Here is a 25,470-nt window from a genome sequence, read left to right as displayed (position 1 = left end):
TCAGTCTTTAAATTGTGGGTAAAGCCTTTTAAGTTTTATCCGTGCATCTTCGGTAGTGAATTGCCAATCTATACCTCTTTGAGAAGCGTTACGAGCAGATTCCCATTCGGTCAGTTCGCTTGCTAATTCTTCTATTGACGGAATTCGTCTTGCTAAACATTGGCGCGTCATTACGCTCAGCTCAATTTCAGCAATGTTCAGCCAACTGCCATGTTTGGGGGTGTAATGAATTTCGAGCCGTTTGGCTAGACGCAAGGCGGTTTCCGGTTCAAAGGCTTCATACAACGAGGCGATCGAATGCGTGTTTAAATTATCCATCACTAAACGAATTTTGGGTGCACTCGGGTAATGTACGTCTAACAGTTCTCGAACTTGCTCCGCCCATTCCATTTTTGTGCGGCGAGGACGAACGCTGACGTGTCTCCAGCCCACAAGCGGTTCAGTGAAGATAAAGATACTGCAGGTCCCATGACGTACGTATTCGGAGTCTTCACGCAGCGGCTTGGCGGGCTTCATCGGGATCGGTTTTCGAGCGTCATCCAGCAGTTGGAACGGTTTCTCATCCATGCAAATCACGGGACATTCGCTGTCGTAGGGTAAATGGTAGACCTCTAATACATCTTCCATGGCTGCCACAAACGCTGCATTCTGCTTCGGTGGAATGCACCAACACTTACGAAGATGGGGCTTGAGTTCGTTTTTAAAATGCGGTCCACCGTGTCGTACGAAATGCTGTCAATGTAACCCAGTTCAACGGTCTTGTCTGCTAAAAGTCGAAGGGTCCACCGACTTCTTCCAGCGGGCGGAGTACTGCAACTGAGCGCGATGATTTTCGCCTCCAGTTCGCCGGTAACCTTTGGAGGATTTGGCGGTGTCAGTCTCTTTTTTCGTTCGACAGCAGCCTGTAATCCCTTTTCCGAAAAGGTCTTACGGACCAGATATACCGTGTTGGTGTGGATGTGTAATTGCTCCGCAATGGTGGTGTCCGAAAGCTTGCCGCCCACCCGGTTCTCGTCCGCCCACAACAGAATTTGTGCTCGCCGGAGTGAGCGTGCGGCCACTTTCCCTTTGAGCACACCCCTTGTAATTCTTTCTGCTGATCCGGGGTCAAGCAAACCGCATATGCACGTAGTTTCATAGTCGATACCTCTTTTTCTCTCGACTATATCATATCTACCAAAAGTTAACTATTTTAATTCTGATGCTGTACTAGTACCTTGACCAGATCAAATTTCAGGATACAAATGCTTTAACTTGCCTCGTGCCTGCTCCGTGGTAAATTGCCAATCGACAGATTTCTGAATTCGGTTGCGTTCGGTTTCCCAAGCGGACACCTCGCCCTGCAATTCTTCAATAGAGGTGATTCGGCGGTTCAGGCATTGGATCGTCATTACACTGAGTTCTATCTCAGCAATGTTTAACCAACTTCCATGCTTAGGGGTATAATGGATCTCTAGCCGTTTTGCCAAAGCCAACGCCTGTTCAGGCGGAAAGGTTTCATACAAGGACGAGATCGTATGGGTATTCAAGTTATCCATCACGAGCCGAACCCGTTTCGCCTCTGGGTAGTGGACCTCCAGCAGTTCTTGGATCTGCAGAGCCCAATCGGATTTTGTGCGTCTTTCCGAAGCCTGCACGTGACGCCACCCGGCGAGCGGCTCCGTGAACAGAAACAGGCTGCAGCTGCCTTTGCGAACATACTCGTAGTCTTCTCGCAGAACCTGTCCTGGCTTCATAGGTTGCGGTGGGCGCGAATGATCGAGCAGCTGGATCGGCTGTTCATCCATACAAATGAGCGGGATTTCAGGGTCATAAGGCAGGGCATAGGTCTCTAAGACGTCTTCCATCCGAGCGACGAATTCACTGCTCGATTTGGCGGGAATGCACCATTGTTTTTTCAGGTGAGGCTTAAGTTTCGTTTTTTTAAAGTCGTCCGAATGGTTTCTCGTCCGACCGATTCTAAAATATTCAGCTCAATGACTCGGCGCGTTAGCAAACGAATCGTCCAGCGCGCATACCCTTTTGGAGGCTCAGAGCAGGCTAATGCAATAATTCGGGCTTCCACCTCACCGGTGATCGGTGAAGGGCGTGCCGGTTCAGCACGGCGGCGGTAACAGAGCGTTTGCTCCAGTCCGTGGGTACAGTAGTCTCTAACGGTGTAAAAAACGGTTGCATTACTGACTCCTGAACGACTGGCAATTTCAGTCTGCTTGGGAATAGCACCTTGATTTTCATCCGAAAGAAGCAGCACGAGACAGCGGCGGCGAATGCCGGGAGATGTCGTTTCGGCATGAAGAAGTTGTTCAATTCTTTCACGTTCTTTCGGCTCAAGCCGAACCTCGTATTTTTTGTTCATTTGCTTGCCCTCCCATATTTTTCTTATAGAAAGAGCATAAAACTAGAATAAAAATAGGTCAAGGTACTAGTGGAGTAAAGATAAATTAAAGTAGTGATAGCCAGAAACATAAGTAATGGAGTGCGAAAGATCCAAAGGGAGCGTTTCAGAACAGCTTCCTCGATTTGTCCCTGGAGCATTAGGGTATGAATAAATTGGAGAATACCGCTGAAGACCATAAAAATAAAAATTACTCGATCCCACTCTGACGAAGGCAACATTACAATGAGCATCGTCCCCATCATACCTGCCATCATGCAAGATAGAGCCCCGTTCAGAAATGCTCCGATATGGATTAAAGAGTGATGATCCCTCCAGCGAGTATGCCGATTAGAACACTAGTCAATAATGATAGGGATAAGTTCGATGAAAATGCGATCCCAATGATTGTTCTACTTCCAAAGCCGAAAATCATCCCACATACCATTGGTAAAATCATTGCAATGGTACCCGTAATGGTGGAACGGAACCGATAAATAAAGCCAAACGACCAACCAATAATAAAAGTATAGAAGATGGCTGCGATTATCCAGTTGGACATGAGTACAACCCCTGCTTGTTTATATTGTATGTTATGAGCCTTGGGTTAACGTACATACCTGACTTTTTTTGATTTTAGTTCCAACCTAATAATAATTATTATTACAAAAGGATTCTACATAATTTCTACATATTTTTAAGGTAAAGTGATAATAATTCTAACATTTCAAAGTGGAGGGTAAATGATGAAAAAAGGTTTAGTAGTTGTTAGTTTGACCTTAGTTTTAAGTGCAGTTCTGGCCGGCTGCCAAATCGGAAATAAAGCGGCTGAACCAAAGGCTGAAGACACCAATAGTTCATCCGTTACTGTTCCTTGGGTGGGCACTAAAAATACAACACGGATTAATACGTCCGATCCGGTGGAGGCGGCTGTTCTGGTCTCTCGCACACTCTGGACAGCGGTATCCGAAAGTAACAGACCGGCAAGCGTTGTGTTAACGGATGTAAGCAACTGGCAGATTGCTGCGGTGAGCACCGATCTGATTCACCATCCGAGCAATGGCCCGGTCCTTTTCTTCGATAAGGATAAAGTCCCTGAAGCGACGCTTGAGGAATTAAAACGGTTGAACCCGATGGGTGCAGAAGGCAATGATAATATTCAAATCGTGATTGTTGGTCCTGTCACTGCAAGTGTTGAAGAACAGTTAAAAGGTCTGGATATGAAGATTGACAAGATTGAAGGAGAAGAGCCGGCCGCAGTAGCCCAAGCGATTGATACGTATTATGCCAAAGTTGCGGGTGAGCTGCCACAGGCCGTCGTGGTTGGATCTATGGACAGCCCGGAATATACGCTGCCTGCAGTAAACTGGATTGCGCATATGCCTGAACCTCTGCTTTACGTAACAAAGGACGAAATTCCTGCACCAACCGTGGATGCGTTAAATAAACGCGGAGGTAATGCGGTTATTTATCTCATTGGACCAGAATCCGCTGTTTCCAGTAACGTGGAAAAGGAACTGAAATCCTATGGGAAGGTAACACGTATTTCTGGTAATGATCCATATGCTAACTCGATTGCCTTTGCTCAGTTTAAAGACAAGGGTACTCAGTTTGGCTGGGGAATCACAACACCTGGACATAACTTGTCGTTCTTAACTCAGGATTCTACCATGCTTGCCATTGCTGCCGCTCCATTCTCTCACTTGGGTAAACATGCTCCGTTAATTTTCACTAATAAAGACAATATGCCGGATTCCGTCATGGAATATACAGCGGCTCTTCAACCGAAGTTCCAGGATTCGCCATCAGAGGGACCGTATAATCATGCTTGGATCACAGGCGACAGCTCGACCATTTCAAACGTCGCACAAAGTGAAATCGATGATATGCTGGAAATTTCGCCTGCTTCCGGTGGCAATCCGCACGCTGGCCATTAAAAAATTCAGAACTACAGACATGAGCAAAATGATCAAGAATACTGACATGAACAACATTAGTCATGATGGTCATACACAACATGATGAAATATAACAACATGATTTTCTGATAATATGCTGTGAGTGAACAAGCTGACACCGGCAATTGGCGGGAAGTCAGCTTGTTTTTGGTAATTATTCAGCTGCCGTACAATGGACACAGTTTATCAGTGTTAACGATTAGCTTACTCAAAGGACAGAGGGAAGGCTACAATTCAAGCGCGAGATACACCTGGGTTTTATTGGGGATTTGAAGCGGATTTAAAAAAGGATTTCGAAAGTAAGAAGAGGCTTCCATTCAAGAAGCTTCTTTTACCTGTTAGAACTTCATTTTTTCAACACATTATTTTTATATAATAAAACAAAGAAAACAAAGAAGGTGGGCACAATGTCGAAATTGTTGAAACTTCATGTGTTAATTGTCGATGATGAGTGGAATATGAGGAACCTGCTCCGGATTTTTCTGATGAAGGAAGGATTCCAGGTTAAGGAAGCGGCTACAGGGCTAGAGGCCTTATCCATGGTCAAGAAGAATTCCTTTGATATTATTTTACTTGATCTCATGATGCCTGATATGGATGGCTGGCAAGTATGCAAGGTGATCAGAGAAACCGAAACGGTTCCAATATTAATGCTAACGGCACGTACTGAAACTAAGGATAAGATTCATGGTTTAGGGATCGGCGCGGACGATTATTTAACAAAGCCCTTTGATTCTGAAGAGCTCCTGGCCCGCATGTATTCGTTAATTCGTAGGTCAACGATTACACAGACATCGCAGCCTAAGCAATGGGTACTAGAATTCTCGCAAATCACCATTTTCCCGGATGCGCGTGAGATTCGTATTCAAGATGAAGTGGTTGATTTTACCCAGAAGGAGTTTGATCTACTCGCTGTATTGGCCCAAAATACGCAGCGCGCCTTCAGCAGGGAGGAGCTCGTTGAAAAGTTATGGGGCTATGATTACGAAGGTGAGGTCCGGGTGGTGGATACCCATATCAAGAATATACGTGAAAAACTTCAGAAGGCAGGAATGACTTACAATCCTATTCAAACGGTGTGGGGAGTAGGCTATAAGTTTTACGTTTCCGGAGAACAGGAATGAAAAATAACCGGATCGGATTAAAACTTGGCCTGATAATCATCACGCTATTCCTGATCGTGATCGTATTTCTAGGATTTTCAATTGACCGTATGTTTACTAACTATTATTATGCCCGCACGCAGACCGAAACGGAGGAACTCACTTCCCATTTCGCGTTAATGGCGGACTCCACCGATGCAACATCTGATCAAACCATGAAGACGTTTGCCGAGTTTTCAAATGTCAGTATTTTTAATATTCGCAAGGATGGTGAGGTTATCCTTCATTCAGGAGTCCACGATTCATCCGATAGATCGTTTATCAGGGCCCCTGACCTAAATAAGATTTTTTCCGGGAAAAAAGTGAACTTACTGTACGAGGATCCTACTGGACACCGTTATTTTGTATCGGGGCAACCCATACATGAAGGAGGAGTTGTTGCTTCTGCTCTTTATGTTATGTCGTCTACGGAACAGATGGAGCAATCATTGTCAGGTGTTCGGAATTTACTCATCCTCTCCGGAATGGGGGCATTTTTACTCGCCCTCGGGATCACATGGATCATCGCTCAATTTTTGTCCCGTCCGCTTCTGCAGATGCAAAAGGCGACCCGTAAAATTGCCGCCGGTGAGCTGGAAACCAGACTGGAGTTTAAAAGCCGGGATGAAATGGGCGCCTTAGCTGAAGCAATCAATGATTTAGCGGTTGATCTCCAGCGTTACCGGGATACACGACAGGAATTTTTCGCCAATATATCTCATGAGCTGCGTACGCCTATTACTTATCTGGAGGGTTATTCCCGGGTGGTGAAGGAGGAGTTATATGAGACCGAAGCGGAGAAAAATCAATACCTTGATATTATCTATGATGAATCGGTTCGGCTTCAGCATCTGGTCGATGATTTGTTTGACTTGGCAAAGATGGAAGAAGGGAAAATCACACTTGTTCTTGAATGGATTGACCTATCAGAGCTCACTGAACACGCGGTCAGGAAGGTTGAACTGAAGGCCAGAGAAAAAAACTTATGTCTAACTATGCAGCAATCTGGAACGACCTCACTCATTCGGGCAGATGGAAAACGGATGGAACAGATTGTACTAAACTTGCTCGAAAATGCCATTCGTTATACAGAGCGGGGAGGCATTAAGGTATATTTGTTATATGAAACTGCTTCTGTAACATTGATTATAGAGGATACTGGAATAGGTATTCCCGCTGATGAACTCCCCTATATTTTTGAGCGATTTTATAGAGTGGAAAAGTCGCGCTCCCGTCAATTTGGAGGCACTGGATTAGGATTATCGATCGTGAAGAAATTGGTAGAACTGCAAGAAGGAAAAATACAAGTTACCAGTAAAATGGGGGAAGGGACTCGATTTAAAATCCGGTTTGTCCTGCAATCAGAGTTTGGGGAGGGGAGTACATGAAAAAAATAGAGTGGCTGATTGCAATTCTTTTTATAGGAATGGGTTTAACATGTATGACCATAGCGGCGCTATCTTTTCAAAGTAATTCTTTGCTACAGTTTGGCGGTTATATAAGAATATTTTTAATCTGTGCTGTATTTCTTATCGTGTTTATCTTTCTGCTGGTACGTTGGATCCGTATAAGAAAAAAACGTTGAACATAAAAGACTTTACCCTATTTGGTTATCCCAAATGATGACGACCTTGTGGGAACTGGCTACTATGTCAATCACAAAAAACTCTCATGAGCCATCGGCTCACATCCCAGAATGAAAATGTTTATTTGCTCGTTGCCCCTACGTCTTAACCGGGTCCATCCTGTCCATCCTAATACTAGAGGGACAGAAGAAATACGAGGTTTTTAATGGTGGTATAACCCCGTACAAAAAACCGTCCACGACTGGTCATGAGTACAACCCAATTGTCGCCATCTTCGGATGAGCACGTGTAAAAAAATCCTTACTTACTCACTCACCAGCCTATTCTGTCCCTCCACATTCTGTTTTGGGGGGTGTTTTTTGGAAGCTATTTTGGAGAACTGTTGTCTCGATGTTCACCGGGATACGGTCGTTGCCTGTCTCTTAACTGGAAATCTGGAAGGCCGTCCCAAGAAAGAAATACGCACCTTTTCTACGATGTCCAAGGGCCTACACGAGCTTGAAGCCTGGCTCCAAGCTGCCTCCTGTACTCACGTTGCCATGGAAAGCACGGGTGTCTACTGGAAGCCAGTTTACCATGTACTGGAGGAGTCTTGCGAGATTAGGCTGGCCAACGCACAATGCATCAAGAATGTCACTGGACGCAAAACGGACATTTCCGATGCCGAATGAATCGCCAAGCTCCTTCGCTCCGGACTTATTGAGGGCAGCTTCGTACCGCCACAAGATATTCGGGAACTCCGTGACCTGACTCGTCATCGGAAGAAGATGGTTCATCATGTTACGGCGGAAAAGAATCGCATTCACAAAGTGCTTGAATCTGCCGGCATCAAACTGGCTTCTGTCATCTCCGATGTGTTTGGCGTTACCGGCCGTGCCTTACTGAACCAACTCATGGATAACGGCAGACTGGATCAGGAAACGATTCGTTCGCTGGTTAAAGGCCAAATCAAAAACAAAATTCCGCAACTTCTGGATGCACTCTCAAGGGAAGCTCTCCCCCATCATCGTTTCCTGCTTTCCCAATCGTGGCAGCACCTGACCCATCTCGAGCAATCCATTCAACAGTTCGATGAAGCCATTGACCAACATTTGGAGTCCTACCGCTTGGAGATAGAGCTTCTTCAAACCACTCCCGGTGTGGATGTAACCGCAGCTTCCGCTATTGTACCTCTGTCAATAGAGTAGACACAAAGAATCGAGAAAATTATGCAGCGAATCGGTACATACGTTCGTACTCATTGGGCGTAGAGTACCCAATTGCTGAATGGATTCTCTTTCCATTGTAGAAACAAGTAATGTATTCAAAAATGCGTTTCTTGGCTTCCTTGCGTGTTTTGAATTTTTCCAAGTAGACGAGTTCTTTCTTGAGCACACTGTGGAACGATTCGATGCACGCATTATCGTAACAGTTCCCTTTACGGCTCATACTGCCTTTCATCTTATAGGTGCGCAGTCGCGCTTGGTAATCATGGGAAGCGTACTGACTGCCACGATCCGAATGATGCAGCACCTCACCACGAGGCCGCTGCTGGCTGTAGGCGCGATCCAGCGCCGTTAACACCAGTTCTTTCGTCATTCGCTGATCCATGTGGAAGCCAACGATTTTACGACTGTACAGGTCCATGATGCTCGCCAAATACAGCCAACCCTCATCGGTCGGGATATACGTAATATCAGCCACCCAGGCCTTGTTTGGAGCTGCCGGATTAAACTCGCGGTTCAACACCGTTCTCTTGGACGGGCAGGTTGTGCTTCGAATTTGTTGTGGCCTTGTATTTCTTCACCGTGCGAGAGCGTAAACCCAGCTCCTTCATGATCCGAGCGACCGTTTTCTCGGATACACGTATGCCCTGCTTATGAAGTTCTTTTGCTACTTTGGGGCTTCCATATAATCGACGGGATTCCAGAAAGATACGACGGATCCGCCGCTCCAGCTTGCGACGTCGTTTTTCACGTTTGCTGGCTTTTCGCTTGGTCCATTTGTAATAGCCGCTTCGGGATACATCAAAGGTTTTGCACATCTTCGAGACTCGGCACTTGAAGCGATGATCGTGGATGAAGGCATAGATCAGCGCCGGTCTTTGGCGAAGTAGTGCATCGCCTTTTTTAAGATGTCGTTCTCCTCTTCCAGATCACGAATGCGTTTCTGAAGGTCTCTCATTGCCTTATCGTCGGCTTTCAGTTGTCCACTGCCTGGAAAGGCTTGTGCACCGTCTTGCTCATATTCCGCCATCCAACGATACAGGGTGTTGTCGCTTATCCCCAGTTCGCGGGCGACCTGCGCCACCGCCTTTCCTTCTTCCTGGATCATCTGAATCGTTTGCAGTTTAAATTCTTTATCGTATTTTTTCGTCATGTTAGCACCTCGAATTTGGATAGGTTCATTTTACCCGATTCTCGGTTCCCTATGTCTACTTTTTAGTCTAGCAACAGTTGTAACGAATTTTAACGTGTTGAACAATAAGACGAACGACAAAGAATTGCTTTCCATTATCACTGCATTGGAATATCGTTCCGGGCATCCTCTTGCTTCAGCCATTATGAAAAAAGCTGAACAGGAAAATATATCTTATTCTAATGTAATAGTTGATGACTTTTCTTCTATTATAGGGAAAGGGATTAAGGGTAATGTAAACGGAACGACTTATTATATTGGAAGTCCGAAACTCTTCAAAGAATTACCAACTGCAGGTTTCAGTAACGAACAAGAGCAAATGGTGAAGACACTTCAAAATCAAGGTAAAACAGCTATGGTTGTTGGAACAGAGAAAGGAATACTCGCAGTGATTGCTGTAGCTGATGAAGTGCGTGAATCGGGTAAGGAAATCATTCAAAAGTTACACCAACTTGGAATCAAAAAAACCATTATGCTTACAGGGGATAACAAAGGTACTGCGAATGCTATCGGCGGGCAAGTTGGAGTATCCGATATTCAGGCAGAACTGTTGCCACAGGACAAATTAGACTTTATTAAACAATTGGTAGCTATGGTAGGAGATGGTGTCAATGATGCCCCAGCGCTAGCGGCTTCTACTGTTGGGATAGCCATGGGCGGAGCGGGAACAGATACAGCACTTGAAACGGCAGATGTTGCTCTAATGGGAGACGATTTAAGAAAACTTCCATTCACTCTGAAACTAAGCCGTAAAGCTTTACATGTAATAAAGCAAAATATCACCTTTTCATTAGCGATTAAACTAATTGCCTTACTTTTGGTTATCCCGGGTTGGTTAACACTCTGGATTGCCATTCTTGCAGATATGGGGGCGACTCTTCTGGTAACGTTAAATAGTCTACGACTTATTCGAGTGAAAGAATAAAGTGCGTAGCCTTGATTGGCTCTTGCAGAACTCGGGTAAGATGTATTCGAAAAGCTTGAGAAATGGTAGCATCCCCTTCTAAGTAGACACTCGTAAAAAGCATTTGTTATCATGAGGAACGAGTGAACTGGGAGATGTTTTTATGTCTAGAAAGGGCCAAGTATATCAAGCGTATATGGTAGAATTCAAAGTGGTGGCAGTCAAAGCGTATCTTGAAAATACATCAAGCGGTAGAAGAATACACCCTACTTTTATAATTACCAGCGATTTCAATCTAAACTTAAACAGCGCACACCGATTGAGTATCGGCACGCATAGGCTGCTTAGCTTTTTTCATCTGTCTAATAGAAAAGGTATGACCACTTCGGTGATTTTCCGAAGTCTTTTATTCCGATGCTCGCGGTTTCTCCCTAAAAGCTAGGCAAGAACAATAAAAAGCAAGCAGAGTCATTACGACTGCGTGACGTTCACCCCTATCTCCCAAAGACTTTCATTGCTCTCACCGCACGAGAATTTTTGGAACCGGAACAAGTAGCTTATGAAATACAGCCCTAGCGAGGTTAAGGCTGCATTTTTATGGAGTAGCGAATTTCCGTTCGTTTAATTCGGACTCTGGACCGAGATGAATTGAACGGTCGCTGATGGCCTCCACATCCTGCCGGTCGTGGGTTACGAACAAGCAGGTCATCTGCGCTTTCTTTAAAATGGTCCGCAGCTCCGAACGGATTGCGTCTTTTAGCCCCGCATCCAGGTTGCTGAAAGGTTCGTCCATAAGGAGAACTTCCGGCTTCTGCGCTAGCGCCCGAGCCAGCGCCACCCTCTGCTGCTGTCCGCCGCTCAGCTCATGCGGGTAGCGTTCCTTAAATTCGCCAAGCTGAACAAGATCAAGCACTTCCTCCAGCCGTTTGGCCCGCTCTTTTCGAGGCAGACGGTGAAGGGCGAACTCGATATTTTTGCGGACAGTCATATGTGGAAACAGAGCATAATCCTGAAATACCATGCCGACACCCCGCCGCTCGGGCTGGATGTAGCAGCCCTCATTCACAACCGGAGCTCCGTTAATCCGGATTTCGCCTCCCGCAGGAATCTCTAGACCCGCAATTAGCCGCAGCAATGTGCTTTTTCCATTGCCACTTGCGCCAACAATACCCACAATATCCCCCTTGGCAATAGAACAGGAAAATTGGTCAATCACCGGGGGCTTTCCCCGTCCATAACAGAATGATAGATTACGGATGTCTACGATACTCATTTCTCCCACTTCCTGTCTAAATAATGCATAACATAAACCGAGATCAAGCTGATGCCAATGATAAGCAAAGAGGGAATGGCCGCCTCGAAAATCTGTTCATCGCTGGCATACCGGTAAGCTTTTGTGGCCAAAGTCTCGAAATTGAAGGGTCTAAGGATTAGAGCCAGCGGCAGCTCCTTGCAGATTTCCACAAAGGTCAGGAGGCATCCGCTCATCACCGCTCCCTTAATTAAAGGCAGATCCACCTTAAAAAAGGTTGCGGTTATTCCGTGCCCTAGCATTCGCGAAGCTTCCGTATATTTCCGGCCCATTTTCTCAAACCCGACTTCCACGGAATTGTAGCCTGTAGCCATAAATCGGATCACGTACCCCGCGATCAGCATCGCGAGAGTCAGGCTGAGCACAAGAGGAATTCCCCCGAGCGTGAGCTGATGATGGAAGGCCGTCCAGACTTTATCCAGCTTCAAAAAAACAACCAGCACACCGATGGCGATAATGGCCCCGGGCATCGAATATCCGGCGGTTATCGCCTTGGAGAGCACAAATGAAGAGGTGGAACGCGTCCGGTTGGCAGTGGCGGCAATCAGTGAAAAAATCATGATGATCAAAGTGGAGACGACAGCCACGAACAAGGTTTGATAGATTAGCTGGAACAATCCCGCGTTCCACATGCTGTCAAACGTCCAGCCCGCCCATACGATTAATTGCAGAAGCGGAAACAAAAAGGCTGCGCACCAAACGACCATACAGAACAGGGAGGCTGCCCACCCGCGAATTCCCGTTAAGCGCCTAGGCACAAGCGGCCTCGACTTACTCGTCGTTGAGCTGTATGCCCGCCGTTTGCGCAGCAGCATTTCGACCAGGAACAAGCCGATGACAATGATCATGAGCCAGGCGGCAAGGCGCATCGCCGAATCGGCGTCATACATCCCGAACCAGGTCTGGAAGATCGCCGTCGAGACGGTCTGTATGCCAAAATAGCTTGTGACCCCATAATCGCTCAGCACCTCAAAGATAACAAGGCTGATACTGCCTGCGATCGCCGGCCGGGATAAAGGAAGTGCGATCCGCAGGAATATAGACAAGCCATTCCTTCCCAGCAGCCGGGCGTTCTCGATATAAGAAGCGCTCTGTCTTTCCAGAAACGATTTGGTAATCAGGTATACATAAGGAAACAAAAACAAAGTAAATACAAGGACCGCGCCCCGCATGGAGGAGACGGTAATCAGCTCCTGATTGGGAACTATTCCGAACCGGTTCCGCAGCGTGGTCTGGACAACGCCGGTGTAGCTGAACATGGTGCTGTAAGTAAAAGCGGCGATGTATGGAGGAATGGCTAAAGGAAGAATCAGTGCCCATCTGAAGAACCGTTTTCCCGGAAAATCAAAGACCGCCGTAAGCCAGGCCAGCGTTACCCCGAGCAATGCTGTCAGCACGGCAACCGTCAGCGTCAGCTGAACCGTCTGGGCGATGTAATCCTTTACGAGGTACTGCCTGATTTGAACCCAATTGTCATTCGGCGGATTAAAGATCGAGAGCAGTACAAAAAGAATGGGCAGCAAAATAACTGCCGCCCCCGCCAAGCTTACGATTCGCCAACCGCTAAGGCGTCTTTGTATCTGTACCTTAACTGCGTTTAGATTCATAAGTTATTTCCAGCCAGTCTTGTTCATGATCTCAATCGCTTTGGCATTATGAACGCCCAATTTGTTGAAATCGATGTGCTGCGTTTTGAACGCCCCCCAGGATTTGAGCAGCTCGGGCAGCTCGGCTTTAGCATTAACAGGGAACTCGAAGTTTTCATTGGTAACCATCGTCTGGGCTTCGGTACCGGTCAGGAATTCAATCAGCTTGACGGCGTTTTCCTTGTTCTTGCTGTACTTGGTTACGCCCGCGCCGCTGATATTCACATGAGTGCCTGTCGTTTCCTGGTTCGGGAAGAACACGCCGATGCTTTTTCCGACCTTCACTTCTTCCGGATCGTCCGAATTAATCAGCAGGCCCACGTAGTACGTATTCATCAGCGCCACATCGCCTACACCGGCGACAATCGCCTTGGCCTGGTCACGGTCATTTCCTTCCGGAGTACGTGCCAGGTTGGCGACAAGCCCTTTGGACCATTCCTCCGCTTTTTCTTCACCGTTCAATTCAATGAACGAGGACAGAAGGGACTGGTTATACAAACTCGCGGAAGGACGGACAAGCACTTTTCCTTTCCAGGCCGGGCTGGTCAGGTCCTCATAGGTGGAGAGCTGCTCCGGCTTTACACGATCCTTGGAATAGACGATCACGCGGGCGCGTGTGGAGAGTCCGATCCATTGATTTTCAGGGTCGCGCAGTTCCTTGGGAACATTTTGGTCGATCGTTTCCGAAGTGACCGGCTGAAGCAGTCCGGCCTGTTTAGCAGTGTTCAATACACCGCCGTCAACCGTAAGGAACAAGTCGGCCTGTGTGCTTTCGCCTTCACGCTTCAGACGCTCGATCAATTCCTCCGCTTTTCCGTCAATAACGTTGACCTTAATTCCGGTTTCTTCAGTGAACTTCTTATATAGGAGCGTGTCTACATCATAGGTGCGGGCGGAATAAATGTTGACGACTTGCTCGGCTGCCTGCGCCGTCGGCTTGCTATCTCCGGCATTGGTTGACCCCGCTTCTTTAGTCTGAGCTGCACCGCATCCTGCAAACAAACCGACTGCCATCACTCCCGTAAGCAATGGAGCAAAGATTTTACGTTTCATCATTTCAAACATCCCCCTTAATAATGATTACTGTTCTCAATTAGGCACATGATAACTTCAATGTTTTCTTTGTGTCAATAACAATAATCGCAATTATCATGAAGTTTCAGAAAAGTAATGGAAAACAAGCGATTTTATTCACACTTTATTTGTTTTAATTCTATATATAGGAAAATATGTGATTAAAATTATATTCAATTTATTGCGTTGTTCTATTAAAAAGCCTTAGACATTTAGTTGCAATTTTCTACCTTTCATTTTCTTTCCGGTCTTCTGCGGCATTGAGTTCCTCAATATAATCTTTGGTATTTTGCAGCACTTGTTGTTGGCGTTCGACGCGAATCGAGTCGGAAATCAGGATACGTCCATCCTCTTTCATACGTTGCGTTAAAGCTTGCAGCACAATCTCATCAAAAAAATACTCTGGAGGATGTGCGTATCTTAAAACCGAGTTCGCCGGTTCCGGCTTATCGCTATGAGATCCGGCATCTTGTCCGTCAAGTCCGAGTCACAAAAACCGACGGTACGCCAGATTTGTTTGAATCTCCTGTTCCAGCCTTACTTTGACAGCCTGAGGGGTTGTCAATGAGAGAGTCCTTTTATTTCTTGTGGTAGAATACAAATCTATTGAGATGATTGGGGATTTTTTGTGAACAGTGAAAAGAAGGAAGGCTCGTTTTATTTTTTGTTGATGATTCCACATAGTTTCTACATATATTTTTTTTAGAATGGGAGTCATTAAAACATAAAGATGAAAGGAAGATCAGTAATGAGGAAAATCGCCCTTACTGCAGCGCTAGCTGGGGCACTAGCTGGTCTTCTGCTGTTCTCCAGTATTGCATTGGCCGATGAGCAGAAGAAGAACGATGGGCATACCGACGGACATGGTACAACACAGGTTCAGCCTGTAGTGCAAGAAGAATCGAAGGTGAGTACACCTGCCCAAACTCCAGCGACATTAGATGCGCAATCTCACAACATGACATCAGAAGAACATCAAAACATGAACATGGAAACTGAAGAAAGCGGCGGCGGCCATGGCGGTCATGAAAATGTGGTTGAGAGCCCGCCCAATATACCTGTGCTCAGCACATTCTTAGCCATAAACATAGCCTTTTTACTAATTGGCATTTGGAACAAATGGTTTAGAAAGAAAGGGGGGGCATTAGCATGACAAACCCAGTTAAAAGAACACAAACCATAAATGCAACCCCGCCTGATAAGAAAGTCAACTTCTTAGATAACCCGTTCATTCGCACCTTTATTAAGAGCCGCTGGTACCCGGGTATCTTTCAATGGACGGCAATGGTGGTTTTCTCCATTATCGTGTATGAGCTTGTTGCAGGAACCGTAAACCCAAGTCGAAATTTTGGTACCTCCATGACCTGGGTCTTGTGGTGGCCAGCCATTCCAATCCTCTTTCTAGTCTTAGGGCGGTTTTGGTGTGCGGTTTGTCCGTTTGGAAAAATTAGTGATATCGTAAGAAAATTAGTAGGTTCAGAACGACCTATGCCCAAATTTCTGAAAAAGTATGGCATCTGGCTCATTGATATTTTCTTCATTATGATCACGTGGTCAGACCATATTTGGGGAATCGTTGAATCTCCGCGGGGCTCCGGATATCTGCTGCTCTTGTTAACGACAATGGTTATCGCAACATCGGTCTTTTATGAAAGACGGACATTTTGTAAGACATTGTGCTTCCTTGGAGGCTTGGCCGGCAACTACTCGCGTTCAGGTATGGTGGAGTTGCGCGGCACCCCTGAAATCTGTAAAACCTGCAAAAGCCAATCTTGCTTTAAAGGGGACGAGAAGGTAGAAGGCTGCCCGATGTTCGAGTTTGTCCGTACCATGGATAACAGCGCGGATTGCAACCTTTGCGGCAATTGCGTGAAGACATGCCCGAACAACTCAATCCGTATCTCGCCTCGCAAACCGACAGCTGAGCTTTGGGGTATCAAGAAGCCGAAGACAGAGCACGCGTTCCTGGCAGCCGTAATCATGGGGATTGTATTCGTTCAAAACATCACCATGCTGGAAATTTGGCAGCAAATTCTGGACGTTATCAGCAAAGTAACTCAAACAACGAACTACAATGTGAATTTCACCGTTGCATTTATCATCTCCATGGTTCTACCGATTGGGTTGCTGTGGGTCACTGCAAAATTAACAGCGCGCAAGGAAACCGCGGAGAAGGTAAAAGAAAATTTCGTTCGTTTCGGCTACGCCATTATCCCGCTTGATTTGGCTGGACACTTGGCGCATAACTTGTTCCATGCTTTAACAGAAGGTAAGGCCATTTGGTTCAACACCTTTAATTTGTTCGGCTATAAGATAACTGGAGACCTCAGTCTGACCTCCGCAGGAACGGTTCAGATTATGCAATACATCGTCGTTGTCCTCGGTCTTGTCGGTTCTGCTTATTCGGTCTATCGAATCGGCGGTCGTGCTTCATGGAAGAAGCTGCTGCCCTATTATGCACTCATGATTGTATTGGGAGCAGCCAATATTTATCTGTTCTCCCTTCCGATGATGCATCGGGTGTAATAACAGTAAAAAACCGATCCAGCTACTTTCTTGGATCGGTTTTTTGCTTCACTACCCTTTACATAACATTGTCAATTTTATCAAACACCGTCCCATCAGCACCGGATATTTGTTGCATTACAATGGCACCCAATACCTGAGAACAAAAGGTACGGGCTGAACACTTGATTTTCGGACTGTCATTGGATTTATACTTATTGAGGTTATCTTATCGATAGAAGCTTATCCTATAGCGTCCGCTCAAAAAGCTGTCATTCTCAAGCTATTACTGCGTTCCATCCAAAACTGATCTGGGAGGTTCATGATGAACAGGAAGGTAGTGAAAAAAACAATTCTGATCATTCTTTCAGCTATCGCCAGCGTAATGGTGGCGGCACTTGCCGCTTTGCTTTTAGCAAGCGGTATTTTTACAACCCCGAAGTATCTGGAGCCATGGGATAAGGAGTATGCCGGGAAGCTGGAGGACCCGCGTCTCCAATTGGCTGCTCACGGTCTGCTGGCTGCAAGCGGCCATAATGCTCAACCGTGGAAGATCCGGCTTGATCAGAACAACAAACTAGCATTTCTGCTGTATGCCGATAGTGAGCGGTTGACCCTGCAGGTGGACCCCCTTGCCCGCCAGACAATGGTTTCCCAGGGGACATTTCTGGAAAATGTGCGTATCGCCGCGGAAAAGCTGGGCTACGAAGCGACCATCACCCTGTTTCCGGAGGGAGAATATGATGAAAGCCGGCTGGTTGAAAGTATGAAAGCAAAGCCGGTGGCGCGGGTCGTTTTGATCAAAACGCAGCCAGAGAATTCGTCCTTCTATGAGTATATGTTTCTTCCAGATACCAACAGGGGGCCTTATCAACCCGAGACCTTGACTGCAGATCAGCTCAAACTGCTGTCAGCTATTAACGATGATGATGCGGACATAAAGCTATCTTTTTACCAGGATCAGGATAATCTGGACAAGCTAGGACGCTATGCGATAGCCGGCGCCGAGATTGAATCCCGCATACACCGTATCAATGAAGAAGCGGCGGCAATCTTCCGCGCAAATGAACGCCAAAAGAATAAATACCGCTCCGGATTTTCCGTCGAGGGACAAGGCACCACCGGATTCATGAAGCATATTCTCCAAGGGCTTGTTACCCTTGTCCCTTCCTTCAACAACGAAAAAAACTCGGCAGACCAGTTTGTGAAATCCACCCAGACAGCTGTGAAACATACACCCGCCTATTCTATGATTGTGACCAAGGACAACAGCAGGCTTTCACAGGTCAAAAGCGGCATGCTGTACGGAAGGCTGGTGCTGGCGCTTCACTCCCTGGGCTTTGCCGCCCAGCCACCCAGCCAGGTCCTGGAGGAGTATGAAGAGATGAATGAACAGTACCGGAACATCCACGGGGAATACGCCCGAGAGGGCGGAACTATTCAAATGTTTATCCGGCTGGGCAAGCCTGAACAGAAGGTTCCGCTGACCATGCGGCGGGACGTACAAGATTTACTCCTGGAAAGGTAGCGGATTGATCATCTTCAAGAAGACTCAGACCGGAGTTTTTCTCATGATATTTTTATAAATACTTTGTTTCTACAACGATTCTACATAGAATCAACATAATCTTGATTTAGAATGAACTCAACAAAGAATAAATATAAGCCAATATCGAGGAGGTTGAATTTAGATGGACTGGACATGGTTGTTATTTCTGATGTGCCCTTTAATGATGCTTCCCATGATGTATTTCATGATGAAGGGAAGTCATGGGCAAAGCCCCGAAAAGAATCAACATAATGGTCTGGCGGAGGAACTCGCTCAATTGAAGAAGCAAAATGAAGACATGCAAAAAGAATTACAGAAATTAAACAACATAGTTGAATAAACGATAAATGGAGGAATATACGATGAGCTGCTGCGGAAACCATAATCATAACAATCATCAAAAGGGTCAACACGGTCAACATGATCATCACGGTGGAAAGAACAATTCACATAAGTGGATGATGATCATTTGTGTGTTACCCATCGCTTTGGCGGCGATTTTCTTTTTAACCAAGGGATTTAACGGATCGGTAAGCAATTACGTACCTTTATTCCTGCTTCTGTTATGTCCGCTCTCCCACTTGGTTATGATGCCGTTGATGAATAAAAAGAGAGGGAATCATAATACCAAGTGATAACAAATTTTGAATTATAATTTAATCCAACCATCCCCCTATGGTATATGGAATAAGGGAAGTGACGCTTGTCGCTTCCCTATAAAAACGTAGTAAATATACCTGGATGGGGTATATATAGTGCTTATAGAGAGCGAGGGAAGTAAAATGATCCAGTAAGGATTGGCTTCCCAAAACCAATAATGGTGAGCGAAAGTAAAGTTATAAGAATCCTCCTTTTAGAAGGGTTTTCATAAATTTAGCTTAATAAAGGAGATGTGAAGAAAAATGACAAACGCGATTTTCAAAGTAAATGGGATGTCCTGCAATCATTGCGTTCATTCCATTGAAGGGGCTGTAAACAAACTTCCCGGTGTAGAATGGGTGAAGGTGAGCCTGGCCGAAGGCGAAGTAAGGGTAGAGTTCAAGGATGCCGGGGTTACCCTGGAGAACATTAAGGAAACGATTGAGGATCAAGGATATAACGTATTGTAATCATGAGGCTATGAAAGGGGGAGCAGTTAAACCTGCTTCCTTTTTTAAATTTAGCGTGTAATTTTGTGGACACTATTTTACTGAAGGGGCAATAAATTTGATGAATTTGGAAAAAACAGTGGATTCAAAATATATACAGCAGCATTTGGCTAATGAGAGAACATTTTTGGCATGGGTCCGAACGGCCATTGCTATTGTTGGATTAGGATTTTTGTCAGCAGGAATCGTTTTTCGTTCTACACCCTATGAGCATATTGGTCATACGATAGCGGCGGTTGTTGGAATTAGTGCTGTTTTTCTCGGTATCATGATTCTGGGGATGGCAACAAAGGATTATTTCAGAAAAAGAATTGGGATCAATAAAGAAATGTTTCGCGCCCCTACTACCGAGATCAGAGTCGTTTTTGTTGGGCTGGGATTCATTGGTATCTTTTTGACCGTACTTGTCATTGTCCTGCTATTGTACTGAGAAAATTGGAAAATGAGTTATGATGATACGCTCATGCTTTCAACAAGTTTTAGTAATACGTCAAAAGAAACAGATTACATAATCAGGAGTGATGACTATGAAACTCTCGCTGAAACTTATTGTTTTATTTTCCGCCTTGATTTTACTGGTAACCGTATCCATGGGGGCTTACGCCATTGTTAGCATGAGTTCGCAGGTCGCTCATATCGCAGAGAAAAAGCTGGTTTCAAACGAATCCATCGCTACCGCCTTAATCAACGAGAAATATCCAGGGGACTGGGAGATTAGAGATGGAAAATTATTTAAGGGGAATACCCAAATCGACGGCAATGATAAAGTAGTCCAGTCGATTGGTAACCTTACAGGAGATACAATTGTCATTTATAAAGGAGATATGAGCGTTGCTACGTCTTCGGATCGCCAAAGCAATATGGACAAGCTTGAGACGGAATTAGAAAAGACCATTCTGACGCAAGGGAAGTCCTATGTCGGACAATCTCATGACAATAATGAAATGTCTTTATATGAACCAATTAAGGATAAAAGAGGGCAAGTCATAGGAGCCTTCCACATTGGAATGGATAAGGAAATGTATGACCACGCTTCCGCAAGTTTCAGAAATAGCATGCTTTTGTTTGCTTTAGCGGGATTATTGATTGCAATTGTAACTTCTGCTTATATATCGTCTCGTTTAGTGCGACCACTCATACAAATTACTCAAGTGGTAGGTCAGGTATCAACCGGACAATTAAATGTAGAGGAGCTTCCTATTAAGTCAAAAGATGAGCTTGGTAAGCTGGGACGAGCTGTCAATGAAATGATTCGGGGACTGCAAACATTGATCACAAAAGTGCAGCAAGCATCTGAGCAGGTCGCCATTGCTTCCCATTCAGTATCCAATCACACCATACATATTTCAGAGTCGGCGAGTCAAGCTGATGTTTCCATTCGGCAGGTGGCTGCAGGAGCTGAGAATCAAGCACAGGGAACAGACGAGAGCGCGAAGGCAGTCGAAGAAGTCGCTGAAAGCATACAAAATATAGCTGAAACCTCATCTCATGTTGCCTATGCATCCGGTGAAATGGTTCAGCAGGCTGAACTGGGGAACCACTCTGTGAAAACAGCCATTGATGAAATCAATCAACTAAACGTTTCAGCCCACAGAGTTGCGGACAAGATTGCCGAATTGAGCCAGAAATCGGACAGCATTGGAAGTATTGCCACTGTCATTAGCGAAATTTCAGCACAGACCAATCTCTTGGCACTTAATGCTGCCATTGAAGCTGCGCGTGCGGGAGAGCAGGGTAGGGGGTTTACCATTGTTGCGGGCGAAGTGAAGAAGCTTGCGGAGCAAGCGGAACGATCGGCCCAAGAAATCACGTCCTTGATCGAAACGGTTCAAGAAACAACCCAGGAGGCGGTTGAAGCCATGAGTACCGGTCTGGAGCAATTGGAAAAAGGAGTGAGGGTTATTCAACATGCTGGAGAAGCCTTTGAACGTATTTTGGAGTCTGCCCGTTTCGTGGCCGGTCGGAATCAAGAGGTTTCTGCCGTAACACAAGAAATATCTGCGGGTACGGAAGAAATATCGGCTTCCATTTTAACAGTTGCGGACATTGCAGAGGGTACTTTATCGAATGTGCAAATCATTGTTGATGCCTCTCAATCCCAGGTTCACTCGATGAATGAAATAACTGATGCTACGGGAACCATGCTCCGTTCAGTGGAAGAAATGAAAAACGCGATCAGCTTATTCCGAGTTTAGTTCTTACGTGAAGTCCTTGCTTATAAAACATTAAGAAGCGGCCCGCAGTTGTATGTCTTAAATTTCAAGTTCATTTTTTCCGAACTCCACACTTTCTCCACACTCTCCCCACAGAAACAACAAAAAGTTTGTTTATAGTAAAGGCACGAAATTAGAAAAGGGAGGGAATACGTTTTGTTACATATCGTTGTATGTGTGAAACAAGTCCCGGACAGTAGAGAAATCCGGATCGATTCCAAGACAAATTCGCTCATTCGTCAAGGAGTCCCGAGCATCGTTAATTTTTATGATATGCACGGTTTGGAGGAGGCACTCCGCATCAAGGATTCCCTTGGGGCGAGAGTCACCGTCATTACGATGGGGCCGCCCCCTGCTGAAAAAGCGCTCAAAGAATGTATATCGCTTGGCGCGGACGAAGCCGTTCTGGTAACGGATAGAGGATTTGCCGGTGCGGATACCCTCGCCACTTCATATGTGCTTGGGGCAGCAATCCATAAGGTAGAATCCCAATGGGGACAGGCAGACTTGATCTTCTGTGGCAAACAAACCATTGACGGAGATACCGGTCAGGTCGGTCCGGGCATTGCCTGCCGGTTAAATGTTGAACAGCTGACGTACGTTAACAAAATCGTCAGTCTGGAGAACAAGGAGAAACTCATCCGGGTTCAGCGCCATCTGGAAGACGGCATCGAGATTGTTGAAACAAAACTGCCGGTTCTTATGACCGTTTTAAAGGACATGAACAAAATTCGGCGAGCATCCCTGCCAGGGATGATTCGCGGAGCCCGATACAAACCCATCGTTTGGACAGCGGCGGACTTCCCTGAACTGGATCGCTCCAAGATGGGGCTTAAGGGTTCGCCAACAACAGTGGGCAAGACGTGGGTTCCCGAAGTCAAGAAATCCAGTGGAGAGACAATCAGCGCAGACATGCCACAGGATATTAGTAAGCTTGCCTTAGATAAAATATGGGAAACGAAAATACCGCAGCAAATGGGATGGTTGTAATCGATCATTTGTGAAGGAGAGGAAGAAACCATGGCAGTCGAGCAATTGCAAAAACAACCCGCAACGGATATTTCACAATATGAAGGGATCCTCGTTGTAGTGGAGCAGCGAGAGGGGAAAGCAAAGAAAGTGTCTTGGCAGCTCCTTGGTCAAGGAAGAAGAATGGCGGACAAGCTTGGAGCTCCTTTAATAGCGCTTGTTATTGGCCATCAAGTGGAACATTTGGCACAAGAGGCAATTGCTTATGGTGCAGAAAAAGTTTATATTTGCGACCACGAGTATTTGAAGGATTACCGGACTAAACCTTACAGTAAGGTTTGCCTTAATGTTTTCGCTCTGGCAAAACCCGAAATCGTCTTGTACGGCGCTACAGCAACGGGGAGAGATTTGGCGGGCGCAATTGCCACACACCTGCCAACGGGATTGACAGCGGATTGCACCGAGCTGGATGTGGAGCCGAACCCTTCCCGTTTACTTCTGGCAAGCCGCCCTGCGTTTTCAGAGAAAATGATGGCAACCATTCTCTGTAAAAAGTATCGCCCTCAGATGGCAACAGCAAGACCGGGCGTCTTCCAAGCATTACTGCCGGACCAAACAAGAACGGGAGATGTCATAAATGTGCCGTTTCATCTTGAATCCGGGGAGACGGCCACTCGAATTATTGATTTTATTTCCGATACCAACAGTGTCAATCTAGAGGAGGCGGACATCATCGTTGCTGGAGGAAGGGGCTTGGGTGGACCGGATGCTCTCAAGCTTCTTCAAGATTTAGCCGATGCTTTAGACGGAACGGTTGGTGCTTCAAGGGCGGCAGTAGATGCCGGTTGGGTCAAGCACGAGCGTCAAATCGGTCAAACAGGCCATACGGTTCGATCAAAACTCATCATTGCCGCAGGGATTTCAGGAGCGGTTCAGTTTACAGTGGGGATGCAACATTCCGATTTGATTATTGCCATTAATAAAGATCCGGATGCCCCGATATTTCAGGTTGCGCAATACGGAATCGTAGGAGACTTGTTCGAAATCTTGCCTGCGATGACGGTAGAAGCAAAGAAAAGGAGGGGTATGGCTTGAACGAAGCATTTGACGCGGTTGTGGTGGGGGCTGGTCCGGCAGGATCAGCTGCGGCTCTTAAATTGGCCCAAGCGGGGCTAAAGGTGGTATTGCTTGAACGGGGAGAGTTCCCAGGTGCAAAAAATGTATTTGGCGGCGTCTTGTATCGCAAACAAATTGAAGATCTTGTCCCTGAATTCTGGAAAGAAAAGAACGCTCCAATTGAACGCTCAATTGTTGAGCAGCGAATGTGGATGATGGGTAAGGAGTCGTACACTACATTCAGTCACCGAAATGAAGCTTTCAAAGAACCGATGAACTGCTTCACTGGCTTGCGGGTAAAATTCGATCAATGGCTCGCGGGAAAAGCTGTTGAAGCCGGCGCCATTCCGGTTTATGAGACGACGGCAGTAGAACTCCTGCGGCACGGAGATCGGGTTGTCGGTGTGCGAACAGACCGTGACGACGGGGATCTTTATGCGAATGTCGTCGTCATTGCGGACGGAGTCAACTCTTTACTTGGCAAATCGCTTGGCGTGCATCGAGGCTGGAAACCGGATCAAGTATCTCTCGTTGTAAAAGAGATGATCGCTCTTCCCAAGGAAAAGATTGAGGATCGGTTCAACGTCGAAGGGGATGAAGGCGTCACTGTTGAGTTTATGGGAGAGACTTCTCTTGGCATGGCCGGTATGGGATTCCTTTATACGAACAAAGAATCGATTTCGCTGGGCATCGGCGTGATGGTGAATGATTTGACCCAAAGGGGGATCAAACCTTACGAGCTGCTGGATTCTGTGAAACAACATCCGGTTATCCGAAAGTTGATTCAAGGCGGAGAAAGAAAGGAATACGCAGCGCATCTTATTCCCGAGGGTGGATTCCGTTCCATACCGGCTTTATCCGGCAATGGCTGGTGCCTTGCAGGGGATGCGGCACAGTTAGTTAATTTTGTTCATCGGGAAGGCACCAACTTGGCAATGAAGTCCGGTGAATTGGCCGCAACGGCAATCATTGAAGCGACAAATCAAGGAGATTTTTCTGCACAATCTTTGGGACGCTATGATGAGGCCATGCGAGCTTCTTTTATAATGAAGGATTTGAAAAAATACAAGGGCATGCACCAGCTTATGAAAGATTACGATTCGACTTTGTTGTTTGATAAAATACCGCAGGCTATTAACCAAGCAGCCTTCCAAATGTTTTCTGTGGATGGGGTTGCGAAAGAGGAAAAACAAAAACAAGCCATCCGGCTCGTAAAGGAAGCTGCCGGCGGCACACTTAATCTGGTGAAACTGGGGATCAAGGGATGGAGGGCGACCAACGGATGAGCCAACAAGGAATTACGGATCGATTGTTCACGATACGCTACAAATGCGATGAAACGTCCCATTTAAAAATCAAGAATGAGCGATTATGCATGGATTGCTCGACGAAAAGCTGTACCTTTATATGCCCATCGGATGTATACGAATGGAATGATGAACAGAAGAGACCGACTATTTCATTCGAAAATTGCCTGGAATGCGGTACATGCCGAATCGCCTGTCCGTCTGAAAATATTGATTGGACTTATATGAGGGGCGGATATGGCATTGCTTATCGATATGGCTAAGGTAATAA

At 46.1% G+C, this 25,470-nt stretch carries 22 protein-coding genes and 5 pseudogenes; 19 read left to right on the top strand and 8 right to left on the bottom strand.

Going from position 1 to position 25,470, the window contains the following annotated elements:
* From PUR_RS19345 to PUR_RS19330, 4 genes and pseudogenes are all read right to left on the bottom strand, one after another.
* Positions 1-1,138: pseudogene (locus tag PUR_RS19345) on the bottom strand (IS630 family transposase).
* Positions 1,139-1,226: 88 nt separating this feature from the next.
* Positions 1,227-1,883 (bottom strand): IS630 family transposase, encoded by a 657-nt coding sequence (locus PUR_RS19340; RefSeq protein ID WP_232101895.1) that lies wholly within the window; start codon positions 1,881-1,883, stop codon positions 1,227-1,229.
* Between the two features lie 14 nt (positions 1,884-1,897).
* Complete coding sequence (locus PUR_RS19335; RefSeq protein ID WP_179036613.1) at positions 1,898-2,356, bottom strand: helix-turn-helix domain-containing protein; 459 nt, start codon at positions 2,354-2,356, stop codon at positions 1,898-1,900.
* Between the two features lie 334 nt (positions 2,357-2,690).
* Complete coding sequence (locus PUR_RS19330; RefSeq protein WP_179036651.1) at positions 2,691-2,936, bottom strand: hypothetical protein; 246 nt, start codon at positions 2,934-2,936, stop codon at positions 2,691-2,693.
* 181 nt (positions 2,937-3,117) lie between these two features.
* Between PUR_RS19330 and PUR_RS19325 the strand changes: the two genes are divergently transcribed.
* From PUR_RS19325 to PUR_RS26320, 5 genes and pseudogenes are all read left to right on the top strand, one after another.
* Positions 3,118-4,311 (top strand): cell wall-binding repeat-containing protein, encoded by a 1,194-nt coding sequence (locus tag PUR_RS19325; RefSeq protein WP_232101570.1) that lies wholly within the window; start codon positions 3,118-3,120, stop codon positions 4,309-4,311.
* A gap of 427 nt (positions 4,312-4,738) precedes the next feature.
* A complete protein-coding gene (locus PUR_RS19320) occupies positions 4,739-5,455 on the top strand; it encodes a response regulator transcription factor (RefSeq protein ID WP_179036649.1) in 717 nt (238 codons plus the stop codon).
* Positions 5,452-6,861 (top strand): sensor histidine kinase, encoded by a 1,410-nt coding sequence (locus PUR_RS19315; protein ID WP_179036648.1) that lies wholly within the window; start codon positions 5,452-5,454, stop codon positions 6,859-6,861. The genes PUR_RS19320 and PUR_RS19315 overlap by 4 nt, the downstream gene beginning before the upstream one ends.
* Positions 6,858-7,058: a hypothetical protein gene (locus PUR_RS19310; protein WP_179036647.1), complete on the top strand. Its 201-nt coding sequence runs from the start codon at positions 6,858-6,860 to the stop codon at positions 7,056-7,058. The genes PUR_RS19315 and PUR_RS19310 overlap by 4 nt, the downstream gene beginning before the upstream one ends.
* A 279-nt stretch (positions 7,059-7,337) precedes the next feature.
* Positions 7,338-8,246, top strand: a pseudogene (locus PUR_RS26320) (IS110 family transposase).
* Positions 8,247-8,265: 19 nt separating this feature from the next.
* Here the strand turns inward: PUR_RS26320 and PUR_RS19295 are convergent.
* Positions 8,266-9,417 (bottom strand): annotated as a pseudogene (locus PUR_RS19295) (IS3 family transposase).
* 79 nt (positions 9,418-9,496) lie between these two features.
* Here PUR_RS19295 and PUR_RS19290 point away from each other — a divergent pair.
* Positions 9,497-10,381, top strand: a pseudogene (locus tag PUR_RS19290) (HAD-IC family P-type ATPase); the annotation flags it as partial.
* 252 nt (positions 10,382-10,633) lie between these two features.
* Positions 10,634-10,699, top strand: a pseudogene (locus PUR_RS26620) (IS3 family transposase); the annotation flags it as partial.
* Between the two features lie 256 nt (positions 10,700-10,955).
* Here PUR_RS26620 and PUR_RS19285 read toward each other — a convergent pair.
* The 3 genes from PUR_RS19285 to PUR_RS19275 form a co-directional block, all read right to left on the bottom strand.
* Complete coding sequence (locus PUR_RS19285; RefSeq protein ID WP_179036645.1) at positions 10,956-11,633, bottom strand: ABC transporter ATP-binding protein; 678 nt, start codon at positions 11,631-11,633, stop codon at positions 10,956-10,958.
* Entirely contained in the window at positions 11,630-13,195 is a 1,566-nt protein-coding gene (locus PUR_RS19280; RefSeq protein ID WP_332107911.1) for an ABC transporter permease, read from the bottom strand. Before PUR_RS19280 ends, PUR_RS19285 begins: the two co-directional genes overlap by 4 nt.
* 87 nt (positions 13,196-13,282) lie before the next feature.
* Positions 13,283-14,374 carry a Fe(3+) ABC transporter substrate-binding protein gene (locus tag PUR_RS19275; protein ID WP_179036643.1) on the bottom strand — a complete coding sequence of 364 codons (1,092 nt, stop codon included), beginning with the start codon at positions 14,372-14,374 and terminating at the stop codon, positions 13,283-13,285.
* Between the two features lie 766 nt (positions 14,375-15,140).
* Here PUR_RS19275 and PUR_RS19270 point away from each other — a divergent pair.
* The 12 genes from PUR_RS19270 to PUR_RS19215 all read left to right on the top strand — a co-directional run bounded on the left by PUR_RS19270 (position 15,141) and on the right by PUR_RS19215 (position 25,462).
* Positions 15,141-15,545 carry a hypothetical protein gene (locus PUR_RS19270; RefSeq protein ID WP_179036642.1) on the top strand — a complete coding sequence of 135 codons (405 nt, stop codon included), beginning with the start codon at positions 15,141-15,143 and terminating at the stop codon, positions 15,543-15,545.
* Positions 15,542-16,918 carry a 4Fe-4S binding protein gene (locus tag PUR_RS19265; protein ID WP_179036641.1) on the top strand — a complete coding sequence of 459 codons (1,377 nt, stop codon included), beginning with the start codon at positions 15,542-15,544 and terminating at the stop codon, positions 16,916-16,918. The genes PUR_RS19270 and PUR_RS19265 overlap by 4 nt, the downstream gene beginning before the upstream one ends.
* 304 nt (positions 16,919-17,222) lie before the next feature.
* Positions 17,223-18,425: an Acg family FMN-binding oxidoreductase gene (locus PUR_RS19260; RefSeq protein ID WP_179036640.1), complete on the top strand. Its 1,203-nt coding sequence runs from the start codon at positions 17,223-17,225 to the stop codon at positions 18,423-18,425.
* 163 nt (positions 18,426-18,588) lie between these two features.
* Positions 18,589-18,786, top strand: coding sequence for a hypothetical protein (locus PUR_RS19255; RefSeq protein WP_179036639.1), 198 nt, complete (start codon positions 18,589-18,591; stop codon positions 18,784-18,786).
* A gap of 7 nt (positions 18,787-18,793) precedes the next feature.
* Positions 18,794-19,081, top strand: coding sequence for a DUF2933 domain-containing protein (locus tag PUR_RS26615; RefSeq protein ID WP_179036638.1), 288 nt, complete (start codon positions 18,794-18,796; stop codon positions 19,079-19,081).
* Between the two features lie 267 nt (positions 19,082-19,348).
* On the top strand, positions 19,349-19,555 hold the full coding sequence (copZ, locus tag PUR_RS19245) for a copper chaperone CopZ (protein WP_179036637.1): 207 nt from the start codon (positions 19,349-19,351) through the stop codon (positions 19,553-19,555).
* 100 nt (positions 19,556-19,655) lie between these two features.
* Positions 19,656-20,024 (top strand): YidH family protein, encoded by a 369-nt coding sequence (locus PUR_RS19240; RefSeq protein ID WP_179036636.1) that lies wholly within the window; start codon positions 19,656-19,658, stop codon positions 20,022-20,024.
* A 97-nt stretch (positions 20,025-20,121) separates the two neighbouring features.
* Positions 20,122-21,789, top strand: a complete 1,668-nt coding sequence (locus PUR_RS19235) for a methyl-accepting chemotaxis protein (RefSeq protein ID WP_179036635.1) — start codon at positions 20,122-20,124, stop codon at positions 21,787-21,789.
* 174 nt (positions 21,790-21,963) lie between these two features.
* Positions 21,964-22,797 (top strand): electron transfer flavoprotein subunit beta/FixA family protein, encoded by an 834-nt coding sequence (locus PUR_RS19230; RefSeq protein WP_179036634.1) that lies wholly within the window; start codon positions 21,964-21,966, stop codon positions 22,795-22,797.
* Positions 22,798-22,827: 30 nt separating this feature from the next.
* A complete protein-coding gene (locus tag PUR_RS19225) occupies positions 22,828-23,871 on the top strand; it encodes an electron transfer flavoprotein subunit alpha/FixB family protein (RefSeq protein WP_179036633.1) in 1,044 nt (347 codons plus the stop codon).
* Complete coding sequence (locus PUR_RS19220; protein ID WP_179036632.1) at positions 23,868-25,178, top strand: FAD-dependent oxidoreductase; 1,311 nt, start codon at positions 23,868-23,870, stop codon at positions 25,176-25,178. Before PUR_RS19225 ends, PUR_RS19220 begins: the two co-directional genes overlap by 4 nt.
* The gene (locus PUR_RS19215; RefSeq protein WP_179036631.1) at positions 25,157-25,462 is read left to right on the top strand and encodes a ferredoxin family protein; all 306 of its coding nucleotides are present in this window, start codon (positions 25,157-25,159) and stop codon (positions 25,460-25,462) included. The genes PUR_RS19220 and PUR_RS19215 overlap by 22 nt, the downstream gene beginning before the upstream one ends.
* The last annotated feature ends 8 nt before the right edge of the window (positions 25,463-25,470 follow it).

The organism is Paenibacillus sp. URB8-2, from assembly GCF_013393385.1.
In the GTDB taxonomy this organism is placed as follows: Bacteria; Bacillota; Bacilli; order Paenibacillales; family Paenibacillaceae; genus Paenibacillus_AQ.
The sequence above is the reverse complement of the archived record's forward strand: the minus strand, read 5'-3'. Positions and strand labels throughout refer to the sequence as shown.